The organism is Serratia ficaria (assembly GCF_900187015.1).
In the GTDB taxonomy this organism is placed as follows: domain Bacteria; phylum Pseudomonadota; class Gammaproteobacteria; order Enterobacterales; family Enterobacteriaceae; genus Serratia; species Serratia ficaria.
In genome coordinates this window covers 3,255,603-3,267,509 of the sequence record NZ_LT906479.1, presented here as the reverse complement: position 1 = coordinate 3,267,509, position 11,907 = coordinate 3,255,603, and the positions used below count along the sequence as shown (strand labels likewise).

At 62.3% G+C, this 11,907-nt stretch carries 11 protein-coding genes; 1 reads left to right on the top strand and 10 read right to left on the bottom strand.

Annotation, left to right across the window (positions count from 1 at the left end; translation table 11 throughout):
• Positions 1–12 precede the first annotated feature (12 nt).
• From benB to CKW09_RS15420, 9 genes are all read right to left on the bottom strand, one after another.
• Positions 13–510: a benzoate 1,2-dioxygenase small subunit gene (benB, locus tag CKW09_RS15460; protein ID WP_095098157.1), complete on the bottom strand. Its 498-nt coding sequence runs from the start codon at positions 508–510 to the stop codon at positions 13–15.
• The gene (locus CKW09_RS15455) at positions 507–1,871 is read right to left on the bottom strand and encodes a Rieske 2Fe-2S domain-containing protein (RefSeq protein WP_370671117.1); all 1,365 of its coding nucleotides are present in this window, start codon (positions 1,869–1,871) and stop codon (positions 507–509) included. Before CKW09_RS15455 ends, benB begins: the two co-directional genes overlap by 4 nt.
• Positions 1,872–1,981: 110 nt before the next feature.
• A complete protein-coding gene (catA, locus tag CKW09_RS15450; protein ID WP_061797340.1) occupies positions 1,982–2,911 on the bottom strand; it encodes a catechol 1,2-dioxygenase in 930 nt (309 codons plus the stop codon).
• A 78-nt stretch (positions 2,912–2,989) separates the two neighbouring features.
• Complete coding sequence (gene catC / locus CKW09_RS15445) at positions 2,990–3,280, bottom strand: muconolactone Delta-isomerase (RefSeq protein ID WP_061797338.1); 291 nt, start codon at positions 3,278–3,280, stop codon at positions 2,990–2,992.
• Positions 3,281–3,299: 19 nt separating this feature from the next.
• Positions 3,300–4,415, bottom strand: coding sequence for a muconate cycloisomerase family protein (locus CKW09_RS15440; RefSeq protein ID WP_095098155.1), 1,116 nt, complete (start codon positions 4,413–4,415; stop codon positions 3,300–3,302).
• Between the two features lie 3 nt (positions 4,416–4,418).
• Positions 4,419–5,180, bottom strand: a complete 762-nt coding sequence (pcaD, locus tag CKW09_RS15435; protein WP_095098153.1) for a 3-oxoadipate enol-lactonase — start codon at positions 5,178–5,180, stop codon at positions 4,419–4,421.
• Between the two features lie 8 nt (positions 5,181–5,188).
• Positions 5,189–6,391: a 3-oxoadipyl-CoA thiolase gene (gene pcaF / locus CKW09_RS15430; protein ID WP_095098151.1), complete on the bottom strand. Its 1,203-nt coding sequence runs from the start codon at positions 6,389–6,391 to the stop codon at positions 5,189–5,191.
• Complete coding sequence (locus tag CKW09_RS15425; protein ID WP_061797333.1) at positions 6,369–7,049, bottom strand: 3-oxoacid CoA-transferase subunit B; 681 nt, start codon at positions 7,047–7,049, stop codon at positions 6,369–6,371. The genes pcaF and CKW09_RS15425 overlap by 23 nt, the downstream gene beginning before the upstream one ends.
• A 10-nt stretch (positions 7,050–7,059) precedes the next feature.
• On the bottom strand, positions 7,060–7,746 hold the full coding sequence (locus CKW09_RS15420; protein WP_061797332.1) for a 3-oxoacid CoA-transferase subunit A: 687 nt from the start codon (positions 7,744–7,746) through the stop codon (positions 7,060–7,062).
• A 241-nt stretch (positions 7,747–7,987) separates the two neighbouring features.
• Here CKW09_RS15420 and CKW09_RS15415 point away from each other — a divergent pair, with 241 nt between their 5' ends.
• The gene (locus tag CKW09_RS15415; protein WP_061797331.1) at positions 7,988–8,821 is read left to right on the top strand and encodes an IclR family transcriptional regulator domain-containing protein; all 834 of its coding nucleotides are present in this window, start codon (positions 7,988–7,990) and stop codon (positions 8,819–8,821) included.
• Between the two features lie 100 nt (positions 8,822–8,921).
• On the opposite strand, the gene CKW09_RS15410 is transcribed toward CKW09_RS15415, so the two are convergent.
• Positions 8,922–11,201: an FdhF/YdeP family oxidoreductase gene (locus CKW09_RS15410; RefSeq protein WP_061797329.1), complete on the bottom strand. Its 2,280-nt coding sequence runs from the start codon at positions 11,199–11,201 to the stop codon at positions 8,922–8,924.
• Positions 11,202–11,907: the final 706 nt, after the last annotated feature.

Here is an 11,907-nt window from a genome sequence, read left to right as displayed (position 1 = left end):
TCACCTCACGATTCAAAGATGATAAATATCAATAACATGATGGATATAGTCATTATCCAGACGAATTTTCTTGCGCTTAATCCGCAGCGTATCGCCGGCGTGTTCCAGCAGCAGGCGGGTCGAGCCGAAGTAGGTATCCGTATGGTTGTAGCGGTGGTAGAAGGTGGCCCAGTGATAGTTCACCTCGGCCTGGCCCTCCGCGGCCGACAGGATTTCCACGTTGCTGACCAGGTGGACGGTGCGCGGTTCCGGCATGCTGCTGGCGGCCGAGCGTTCGGTCTTGATGCGGTAAACGCGGTCCTCCAGGCCTTCGCGGTTGGCGTAATAAATCAACGAAATTTCGCTGTGGGGATCCGTGGTCTGCCGGTCGTCGTCGGCCCAGGCAGGCATCCAGTATTCGACCTGCGGGTGATAGCAGGCGAGCCATTCATCCCATTGCCGGTCATCCAGCAGGCGCGCTTCGCGATACAGGAATTGTTCCACTTGCTGTTGCAGGTTGAGCGTGCTCATTGCGCCACCTCATCGTTGGGTTGTTGAAGCGCCAGCTTGCGCAGCAGAAGGGTTTGCCAGTGATGATGCTGGCTGAGATACAAGGCTTCGTCTTCCGGGCGCGGGCCGGTCATTTCAGGCAGGATCCCCAGCGCCCTGGCGTTGTCGTCCGCCTGACCTTCGAGCCAGCGGGTGGCGCCGCGGCTGAGATCGCTCCAGGGCATATTGCCGGCGTTGAAGCCCAGCTGGCAGGCGCGAAACTCTTCCAGATCGTCCGGCGTACCCATGCCGCTGACGTTGAAGAAATCCTCATACTGGCGGATGCGCAAGGCGCGCTCGGCGGCGCTTTCGCCCTTCGGCGCAAAGCAGAACACCGTCACTTCGGTTTTATTGACGGAAAGGGGGCGAACGACGCGCAGCTGGCTGGAAAGCTGATCCATGATGTACAGGTTAGGGTAGAGGCACAGGTTGCGGGTCTGGTTAACCATCAGATCGGCGCGCTGCGGGCCGAAGGCGTCGTTCAGGCGGCTGAAGTGGCGGTAAATAGGGCGGGACTCCGGATTCAGCACGCGGGTCCACAGCAGCAGGTGGCCATTCTTGAAGCCGTAGGCGCCGCCGTCGTTTTTTGAAGACCAGCAGTTGGCGTCCATGGTTTGGGTGCCGGTTGCTGCATCGCGGTGCGCCATGGTGGAGACATAGTTCCAGTGCACCACGCTGACGTGATAACCGTCCGCACCGTTTTCTATCTGCAGTTTCCAGTTGCCGTCGAAGGTATAGGAGGATGAACCGCGCAGCACTTCCAGCCCGTCCTCGGCCTGATCGACGATCAGATCGAGGATATGCCGCGTCTCGCCCAGATAGTCCGTCAGCGGCAGCACCTCGTCGCTCAGGCTGCCGAACAGAAAACCGCGGTAGGATGCAAAGCGCGGCAGCGGTTTGAGATCGTGCGAACCGGCCTGTTTGAAGCACGGCGGATAAGCGCCGGTCTTTTCGTCCTTGGCCTTCAGCAGGTTGCCGGCGTTGTTGAAGGTCCAGCCGTGGAACGGGCAGGTAAAGGTACTTTTATTGCCGGACTTGCGGCTGGCCAGCATCGCGCCGCGGTGCGAACAGCTGTTGATCATGGCGTGCAGCGCCATGTCTTTATCGCGGGTGATAATGACCGGCTGGCGGCCGAGGGTGAGGGTATAATAATCGCCGGGTGCGGCGATTTGGCTTTCATGGGCCAAATAAACCCAGTTACCTTCGAAAATCGCTTTCATTTCCAGTTCAAACAGCGCTTCGTCGGTAAAAATACCGCGATTACATTGATAAACGCCATTCTCTTTATCAATGATTAAAGCATTATTTATTTTCTTTTTTAATTCGGCGGACGCATTGTTCACTAATGAGTTCATGGTAATGACCTCGTATAAAGATACAGGGTTAATGAGCGGGTAATGCGTATTTAATTACCCGTTGCTGATATCGTTATTGGTGCTTCCATTGCGGGTAATTAGTCCTGCAGCGCCCGGGCGCGTTTAATTCTATTTTGCTCTTCGCTATCGGCGGCGGGGTACAGGCTGAAATCGAAAGTGACTTCGGTATGCGCACCGGGCAGATCGCGCCGGGCCGCAATGGCCGCATCTGTCACTTTTACCGGGTCGGCAATCAGTTCGGCGCGGGTGGCGAAGGCGAAGTCGTCCCACAGATAGCGGTCGCCGTTGAGGTTGATTTGGGTGGTCAAGTGCTTGTGGCCCGGCGCCGAGACGAAGAAGTGGATATGCGCCGGGCGATTGCCGTGGCGGCCCAGCCGGTTGAGCAACGCCTGGGTCGGTCCGTCCGGCGGGCAGCCGTAGCCGGAAGGCACGATGCTGCGCACCGCGTAGCGGCCGGCGGCGTCGGTCTTCACCCGGCGGCGCAGGTTGAAGTCGCTTTGCGATTTGTCGAAGAAGGAATAGTTGCCCAGCGTGTTGGCGTGCCAGATATCCACCACCGCACCCGCCAGCGGTCGCCCGTCGGCGCCGCTGACCTGGCCGTGCAGCCACATCACTTCGCCGGCGTCGGCGCCGTCGTCCATGCGGGCAAAGCCTTCGCTCAGCGGCGCGTTGGCGACGTACAGCGGGCCTTCGATGGTGCGCGGCGTACCGCCCGCCAGCCCCCGTTGCCGTTCCAGCTCATCGTCGCGCAGGTCGAGATAGTGCTCCAGCCCCAGCCCGGCGGCCAGCAGCGCCGCCTCCTGTCGGCCGCCCAGCGTATGCAGGTAATTCACCGCCTGCCAGAACTCTTCGGCGCTGATGTCATACCGATCAATCAGCCGGCAAATATCGCCCAACAGCTGATGCATGATTTTTTTGAAGCGCGGGTCACCGCCTTCGTCGGTAAAGCCGCTGCTGATTTCCAGCAGCTTAATCACGTCTGGATGTTGATTGAAGGAAATAGACATTGCGAATTCCTCATTGCTTATTATGTAGGGAAGAGAGCAGGAATTAACGGCTAACCTTGGGGGTTATTATCCTATTTTTTATTTGTCATCGTCGCGAATCGATGACGGATGCCGACATAAGGCGTCGACGCGAATTTCCATATAAGGGTAAAGCGGCAGCGCGAATAATATATCGTGCAGCTCGGCGTTGCTGTCGACGTCAAAAATGCTGACGTTGGCATAGCTGCCCGCCACGCGCCAGATATGCCGCCATTTCCCGCGGGACTGCAATTCCTGCGAATAGGCTTTTTCACGCAGTTTAATGGCGTCCGCCGTCTCTTTGGGCATGTCGGGCGGCAGTTTCACCGTCATTTCGACTTTAAATAACATGGCGTTGTTCCTCGGGGGGTTATTTGCGCCGGTAAAAGCGCAGTTTGTCTTCATCGATGTCGATCCCCAGGCCCGGGCCGGAAGGCAGGCTGACCTGACCGTCGGCGAAGCGCAGCGGCGCGGTAACCACATCGTCTTTGAGCAGCAGCGGGCCAAACATCTCGCTGCCCCAGTCCAGCTTCAGCGTCGACCAGGCGTGCAGCGAGGCGACGGTGCCCAGCGTGCCTTCCAGCATGGTGCCGCCGTACAGCGCCACGCCGGCGGCCTGCGCCACCTGCGCCAGCTTCAGCGCCTGCGCCGGCCCCCCCGCCTTGGCTATCTTCAGCGCATAGGCGCCGGTAAACCCGCCCGCCGCCAGCGCATAGCCGTCATGGGCGTCGGCCACCGCCTCGTCGGCGAGGATCGGCAGGGTAAAACGCCGGCTGAGCCGAGTCAGCGCGGCGCGATCCCACAGCGCCACCGGTTGCTCGACCAGATCGATGCCGATGTCCTGCAGTGCCGCCATGCCGCGCACCGCGGTGCCGGCGTCCCAGGCCTGATTGACGTCGACGCGGATGCTGACATCCGGCCCCAGCGCCCGTTTAATCGCCGCGGTATGGCGCAGATCTTCCGCCAGCGGGCGGGCGCCGATCTTCAGCTTGAAGGCGCGGTGTCGCCCCTCCGCCAGCAGCGTCTGCCCCTCGGCGATGTCTTTTTGCGTATCGCCGCTGGCCAGGGTCCACAGCACCGGCAGGCTGTCGCTCAGCGCGCCGCCGAGCAGGGTGCTGACCGGCAGGCCGAGGCGCTTGCCCTGCGCATCGAGAAAGGCGGTCTCCAGCGCCGATTTGGCGAAGCTGTTGCCTTTGACGTGGGCGTTCATCGTCGCCACCAGCGGCGCCAGGCCGTTAAACCCTTTGCCGCTCAGCAGCGGCGCCAGGTAGCAGTCGATGGCCGACTTGATGCCTTCCGGGCTTTCGGGGCCGTAGCTCAATCCGCCGATGGTGGTGGCTTCGCCCCAGCCGACCAGGCCGTCGGCGCAGGTCAGGCGCACCAGCGTCAGCGTCTGGCAGCCCATGGTGGCCATCGACAGCTTGTGCGGGCGGATGGTCGGGATATCCACCAGCCAGCTGTCGATACGTTCAATGCACAGTTCCATGCGTCATTCCTTTTCGGTGAGGAACCCGACAACGCTGCGGTTGAAGAGCTCCGGACAGGCGATATTGGAGATATGTGAAGCCGGTAGCCGTTGCAGTTCGGCGTGCGGCGCGTTGGCCACCAGAAACTCGGCGTCCGCCACCGTGGTGACCGGATCCCATTCACCGGCGATCACCCGCATCGGCCGCGACATCGCGGCCGTTTCGGCGCGCAGATCGGCCTGCGCCAGCGCGTCGCAGCAGGCGGCGTATCCCTGCGGATTGCCGGCCGCCAGCGCGGCCACCAGCGGCGCGACCTGCTCGGGGTGCCGCTGCACGAATGCCTCGCTGAACCAGCGCGCGGGGGAAGCGGCGGCGATCGGCGCCAGCCCGCGCTCACGCACCTGTTGCGCGCGCTGCTGCCAGCCTTCGGCGCTGCCGATGCGCGCGGCGGTATTGGCCACCACCAGCCGGCCGATCCGCTGCGGATGATAGCGGTTGAGCCACAGCCCGGTCAGACCGCCCATCGAGATGCCGCAAAAATGGGCGACCGGCGCATCCAGATGGTCGAGCAGGGCGATCACGTCGTTGCCCAGGGTGTCGAGGCGCAGCGGCGCCGTTGGCAGCGGGGTGGTGCCGTGGCCGCGCGGGTTGTAGCGCAGCACGCGAAAGCGTTCGCTCAGCGCCGGCAGCTGCGGCCGCCACATCTCGAAGGCGGTGCCCAGCGAATTGGACAGCACCAGCAGCGGAGCGTCGGCCGGGCCGTCAAGGCGATATTCGATGTCCATGATTGACCTCATACCCGTTCGATAATCAGCGCGATGCCCTGGCCGACGCCGATGCACATGGTGCACAGCCCGTAGCGTCCGCGGGTGTTCTGCAGTTGGTAAGCGGCGTTCATCACCAGCCGGCCGCCGGAGGCGCCCAGCGGATGGCCGAGGGCGATGGCGCCGCCGTTCGGGTTAACCTGCGGCGCGTCGTCGTTCAGCCCCAGTTCGCGGGTTACCGCCAGCGCCTGCGCGGCGAAGGCTTCGTTCAGCTCGATCACGTCCATCTGGTCGAGGGTCAGGCCGGCGATGCCCAAGACCTTGCGCACCGCTTCCGCCGGCGCAAAGCCCATGATCGAGGGGTCTATGCCGGTAACGGCGCTGGCGACGATGCGCGCCATCGGCTGCAGGCCGTGCCGGGCGACGCCGCGTTCACCGGCCAGCAGCAGCGCGCAGGCGCCGTCGTTTAACCCCGAGGCGTTGCCGGCGGTGACGCTGCCCTGCGGGTTGACCACCGGTTTCAGCTTTTCCAGCGCCGTCAAGGTGGTGGCGCGCGGATGTTCATCCTGACTGAACCTCTGCGGGTCGCCTTTCTTCTGCGGCACGCTTACCGCGATCAGTTGGCTGGCGAAAAAACCGCTCTCCCGGGCCGCGGCGGTGCGCTGCTGGCTGCGCAGGGCGAAGGCGTCCTGATCCGCTCGGCTGATGCCGAATTTCAACGCCACGTTTTCGGCGGTCTGCGGCATTGACTCTACGCCGTACAGCGCCTGCATCTGCGGGTTGATAAACCGCCAGCCCATGGTGGTGTCTTCAATCTTCATCGCGCGGCTGAAGGCGCTTTCCGCCTTGCCCATCACGAACGGCGCGCGCGACATGCTCTCTACGCCGCCGGCGATCATCAGCTCGCTTTCGCCGGTTTTGATGGCGCGCGCCGCGGCCGCCACCGCATCCAGGCTGGAGCCGCACAGGCGGTTGAGGGTGCAGCCGGGCACCTGCACCGGCAGGCCGGCCAGCAGCAGCGCCATGCGCGCCACGTTGCGATTGTCCTCCCCGGCCTGGTTGGCGCAGCCGAACAGCACGTCGTCCACCGCGCGCCAGTCGAGCTGCGGGTGGCGCGCCAGCAGCGCCTTCAGCGGCAGGGCGGCCAAATCGTCGGCGCGGATGCCGGCCAGGCTGCCGTTGAGGCGGCCGAAGGGCGTGCGGACGGCGTCACACAGATAGGCTGGATTCATGCGGTTGTTCTCCGTGCTGTAGGGCAAAGGTCAGGTCGACCGGGGTGACATCCTGCAGTTGCTGCGGGGTCAGCCCGCCGAAAATTTCCCGCACCACCAGGCCCTGCGGGGTGACGTCCATCACCGCCAGATCGCTGTAGATGCGGTCGATGCAGCCGATGCCGGTCAGCGGATAGCTGCATTGACGGACGATTTTGCATTCGCCTTTTTTGGTCAGGTGTTCGGTCATCACAAACGCCTGCCGCGCGCCGATCGCCAAATCCATCGCGCCGCCGACCGCCGGGATCGCCCCCGGCGCGCCGGTGCTCCAGTTGGCCAGATCGCCGCGTTCGGAAACCTGATAGGCGCCGAGCACGCAGATATCCAGGTGGCCGCCGCGCATCATGGCGAAGGAGTCGCCGTGATGGAAAAAGCAGCCGCCTTTCAGCAGCGTCACCGGCTGTTTGCCGGCGTTGATCAGCTGCGGATCCTCTTCGCCCGGCGCCGGCGCCGGCCCCATGCCGAGGATGCCGTTTTCGCTGTGCAGAAAGATTTCTTTATCCGCCGGCAGGTAGTTGGCGATCTGGGTCGGGATGCCGATACCCAGATTGACGTAGGCGCCTTCAGGGATATCGCGCGCAATGCGCTCGGCTAGCTGTTGATGGGTCAGTTTGCTCATGATGCGCTCCTTAAGCCGACAGCTGCGCCGGGCGCTCGGGTGAGGTCACCAGGCGTTGCACGAAAATGCCCGGCGTGATGATGTTTTCCGGATCCAGCTCGCCCAGCGGCACCATGCGATTGACTTCGACGATGGTGCAGCCGGCGGCCATCGCCATAATCGGCCCGAAATTGCGCCCGGTCTTGTCATACAGCAGGTTGCCCCAGCGGTCGGCTTTTTCGGCCTTGATCAGCGCGAAGTCGGCCTTCAGCGGCAGCTCGAACACATACTGGCGGCCGTCGATCTCGCGGGTTTCCTTACCTTCCGCCAGCTGGGTGCCGTAGCCGGTCGGGGTATAAAAACCGCCGAGGCCGGCGCCGGCGGCCTGGATGCGCGCCGCCAGGTTGCCCTGCGGAATCAGCTCCAGCTCCAGTTCGCCGCGGCGGTACAGCTCGTCGAATACCCAGGAGTCGGTCTGGCGCGGGAAAGAACACACCACCTTGCGTACGCAGCCGGCCTGCAGCAGCGCCGCCAGGCCGGTATCGCCGTTGCCGGCGTTGTTGCTGATCAGCGTCAACTCGCGCGGCCGGTGCCGGATCAGGGCGTCCAGCAGCGCATAGGGCTGCCCGGCCGGGCCAAAACCGCCGACCATGATGGCTGCGCCGTCCGGGATATCGGCGACGGCGGCGTCTGCGGACGCCACGCTTTTATCGATCATTTGCTCTCCTCGTACGCTGTGAATGAGTCAGCGCCAAACTTACGGGTCTGAAATTAACTTAGGGGATGAAAAATTCAGCAGCAAGTGCGAATATCAGATCATTGTGCGATTATCGAAACGTTATGGCTTTGGCGCTGCGTTTTGTGATGTAGGTAGCTAAATCGACATCGCATGCGCCACGGCACTCTGTCCGCTCGTATTGAGCGTATAAATTGGATGTGTGTTTATATGGGAGGCCTAAATGAGTGAAGTTCCTGAATTGGGTACCGAAGAGCTGCGCCGGCTGCAGGAGATCGGAGAATTAAGCAACGATCGCTACAAAGGCGATCCCAACTTTATGGCTTCGCTGGCCCGCGGGCTGGAGGTGCTGCAGGCGTTCAAACCGCAGTATTCGCAGATGTCGGTCTCCGAGATCAGCCAGCTGACCGGCATCCCGCGCGCGGCGGTGCGGCGCTGCCTGTATACCCTGCGGGCGCTGGGCTTTGTGCATTGCCCCGATGGCCGCCACTATCGCCTGCTGCCGCGGGTATTGACCATCGGCCACGCCTATCTTTCCTCCTCCGAACTGGCCAAGGCGGCGCAGAACTCGCTGGAGTATCTCAGCAGGCTGCTCAACGAATCCTGCTCGGTGGCGACGCTGGACGGCGACAATATTCTGTATATCGCCCGCGCCTCGGTGAAGCGCATCATGACCATCGATCTGGGGCGCGGCAGCCGTCTGCCGGCCTACGCCACGTCGATGGGGCTGGTGCTGCTGAGCGCGCTGGATGAGGAACAGCTGGAGGATTATCTGTCGCGGGTGACGTTCGAGCCGCTGACCGAGTTCACCGTCACCAGCGCGGAACAGCTGCGCGAGCAGCTGGCCAGGGTGCGCAGACAGGGGTACGCCATCAACGACCAGCAGCTGGAGATCGGCCTGCGCTCGATCGCGGTGCCGATGCACTCGCGCAAGGGCGGGGTGGTGGCGGCGATGAACGTGGGCGTCAACGCCTCGCAGATGTCGGCGGCGGCGCTGCGCGAACGGGTGCTGCCGCAGCTGCAGCGCGCGGCGATGGAGCTGGCGCTGCTGCTGTGATGCTTATTGCATGCCGCGCCCCCCGGCGCGGGGATGCACGAAACAAGACGGGGGCCGAAACGATCCCGGCCCCCGGTTTTATACGGCTCGCGGCCGGGTATCAGCCCGCTGCCGCCAGCGTGACGCGCACCGGCACCGATTTATACGACGGGGTGCCGCTTTCCGTGTCGATATAATCCAGCGGCACCAGCACGTTGGCCTCCGGATAATAAGCGCCGACCGAGCCCGGTGCGATGTTGTAGGCGATCACCGTGATGTTCGGCAAACGCAGCGTGCTGCCGGCGACCACCGTTTCAATATCCACCAGGTCGCCGTGCTCCAGCCCGCGCGCGTCGAGATCGGCATCGCACATGAACAGCACGTCGCGTCGGCCGAATACGCCGCGGTAGCGGTCGTCCATGGCGTAGATGGTGGTGTTGTACTGGTCGTGGCTGCGCAGGGTGATCAGGCGCAGTACGTCTTCTCCCTGCACCTGCGCGTCCTCGTGCACGCCGCTGAACACCGAGAACATGGCCTTGCCGGTCGGCGTCGGCCATTGGCGTTCGGTCGGCGGCAGCGGCATGCGGAAACCGCCCGGCTTGGCGATGCGCGCATTGTAATCGTCAAAGCCCGGGACGGTTTTCTCGATCAGGTCGCGAATGATGCTGTAGTCCGCCACCAGTTCCAGCCACGGCACCTGGCTGCCCGGCAGGGTCGCCTTGGCCATGCCGGCCACGATGGCGGGCTCGGAACGCAAAAACGCGGAGGCGGGTTTCAGCTTGCCGGATGAGGCGTGCACCATCGACATCGAGTCCTCGACCGTGATCGACTGGCGGCCGCTGGCCTGAATATCGAGCTCGGTACGGCCCAGGCAAGGCAGGATAAAGGTCTCTTTGGCCACCAGCAGATGGGTGCGATTAAGCTTGGTGCCGAGATGGACGCTCAGATCCAGCTTTTGCATGGCGGGGAAGCACTGTTCCGGATCCGGCAGCGCCACGGCGAAGTTGCCGCCCAGGCAGATCAACGCCTTGGCGCTGCCCTCCACCATGGCCTGCATCGCCTTGACCGCGTCATGGCCGTGCTCTTTCGGCGCGGTGAAGCCAAACACCTCCTCCAGTTTCGCCAGGAAATCAGCCGAGGGCTTCTCGGTGATGCCGACGGTGCGGTTACCCTGCACGTTGGAATGGCCGCGCAGCGGACAAATGCCGGCGCCCGGCTTGCCGATGTTGCCGCCCATCAGCAGCAGATCGGCGATCAGGCGCACGTTGGCGGTGCCCTTGTTATGCTGGGTGATGCCCATGCCGTAGGTGACGATGGTGGCCTTGGATTTGGCGTAGGCTACCGCCACCTGTTCCAGTTCGGCGCGCGTCAGCCCGCTTTCCTTTTCTATCGCCTCCCATGGGGTCGCGGCCAAATCAGCGGCCAGCGACGCAAAGCCCTGGGTGTGCGCGGCGATAAACGCGTGGTCCACCACGTCGCCTTGTTCGGCGTCCATGACCAGCAGCGCTTTCATGATGCCCTTCAGCGCCGCAGCGTCGCCGCCGGCTTTGACCTGGAAGTAGGTCGAGGCGATGTTGGTCGAGCTGTAGGTGGCCATTTCTATGACGCTTTGCGGGTCGGCGAAGCGCTCCAGGGCCCGCTCGCGCAGCGGGTTAAGCACGATGATCGGCACGTTTTTGCGCGCCAGTTCGTGCAGGGTGCCCATCATGCGCGGGTGGTTGGTGCCCGGGTTGTGGCCGATGGAGATGATCAGCTCCGCATGATCGAAGTCTTCCAGCGAGACGGTGCCTTTGCCGATGCCGATCGACTGCGGCAGCCCCACGCTGGTGGGTTCGTGGCACATGTTGGAACAGTCTGGGAAGTTATTGGTGCCGTATTCGCGGGCAAACAGCTGGAACAGATAGGCCGCTTCGTTGGAGGCGCGCCCCGAGGTGTAGAACTCGACCTGGTCCGGCGACGACATGCCGCGCAGCACTTCGCCGATGCGGGCGAAGGCGTCGTCCCATTCGACCGGGCGCAGGGTATCGCTGTCGCGATCGTAGGCCAGAGGATGGGTCAGGCGGCCGTAACCTTCCAGCTCAAAATCGGTTTTTTGCAGCAGCGAGGTCAGGGTGTTTTGCGCTAAAAACTCCGGCGTCACGCGTTTGCTGGTGGCTTCCCAGGTCACCGCTTTGGCGCCGTTTTCGCAAAATTGGAAGGTGGAATGATGCTCTTTGTCCGGCCAGGCGCAGCCCGGGCAGTCAAAACCGTCGGGCTGGTTGGTGCGCAACAGGGTGACCGGCGCCTCCAGCGTTTCCATTTGCGTGCGCACGGCGATGGCCGTCGCCTTCAGGGCTCCCCAGCCGCCCGCCGGCCCATCATAGGGGCGTATGCCGGGAACTGCGCGTCTTTTCTTTTTCATATGAACTCCTTACTGCCTGTTTTGTGCGATAGGTGAATGCAACTTATTGAGGCCTGCAATGGCTTTGGCGCGCCATCGCTCCTCCTGCCCATTAGCATTAGGCGCAGTGGGCGCGGTTTGAGACGGCTTTTCTTCATCAACGGCTGCTGGTTTTGCGCTGGCCATTTTGCATGACGGTGACATGTTCCGAGGCCGGACGGGCATGGCAAATATCACAGATAGGCATAATGAATTAACTCCAGTCAGGTTTAAGGAATACAACTTCAACCAAACCTATTTAAGCGTCATCGAGATTTTTCAATTGAATCAGCTCGATTAACCCAAATAGGGTAAACACGACCACGGATATCCATCCCTGATCAATTGCAAGTTAATAAATGCTGGCTTGGCGCAAAAATGAAATGCCCATGTTTTTATGAAAAATGTAACCCGTTGGGAAAATAGTTAAAAATAATCTAAGGCCCGCCGCTTGGTTTTTGTTTTTCAGGCGCGCAACGGTGCTGGGATAAATCCGAATTCACCTCCGCGCACCGCGTTGGGCTGCGCAAGGGCCGGCTTGCGGCGGGGTGGCGTTGGTTTTCATGCGTCCGGCTCCGGTTGTTGAGAGTGAATATCATTCGCTAAAGAGACATATTAAAAGCAACAATAGGCTGCCTGAAGGTTGTCGGCCTATATACAGAGCTACAGGGTTTACTTTGTCTTGTCA

Coding starts and splice junctions, on each gene's coding strand:
- CKW09_RS15420 (WP_061797332.1), bottom strand. CDS start 7,746: ATGATCGATAAAAGCGTGGCGTCCGCAGACGCCGCCGTCGCCGATATC.
- pcaD (WP_095098153.1), bottom strand. CDS start 5,180: ATGGACATCGAATATCGCCTTGACGGCCCGGCCGACGCTCCGCTGCTG.
- CKW09_RS15415 (WP_061797331.1), top strand. CDS start 7,988: ATGAGTGAAGTTCCTGAATTGGGTACCGAAGAGCTGCGCCGGCTGCAG.
- catA (WP_061797340.1), bottom strand. CDS start 2,911: ATGTCTATTTCCTTCAATCAACATCCAGACGTGATTAAGCTGCTGGAA.
- CKW09_RS15425 (WP_061797333.1), bottom strand. CDS start 7,049: ATGAGCAAACTGACCCATCAACAGCTAGCCGAGCGCATTGCGCGCGAT.
- benB (WP_095098157.1), bottom strand. CDS start 510: ATGAGCACGCTCAACCTGCAACAGCAAGTGGAACAATTCCTGTATCGC.
- CKW09_RS15410 (WP_061797329.1), bottom strand. CDS start 11,201: ATGAAAAAGAAAAGACGCGCAGTTCCCGGCATACGCCCCTATGATGGG.
- CKW09_RS15440 (WP_095098155.1), bottom strand. CDS start 4,415: ATGGAACTGTGCATTGAACGTATCGACAGCTGGCTGGTGGATATCCCG.
- pcaF (WP_095098151.1), bottom strand. CDS start 6,391: ATGAATCCAGCCTATCTGTGTGACGCCGTCCGCACGCCCTTCGGCCGC.
- catC (WP_061797338.1), bottom strand. CDS start 3,280: ATGTTATTTAAAGTCGAAATGACGGTGAAACTGCCGCCCGACATGCCC.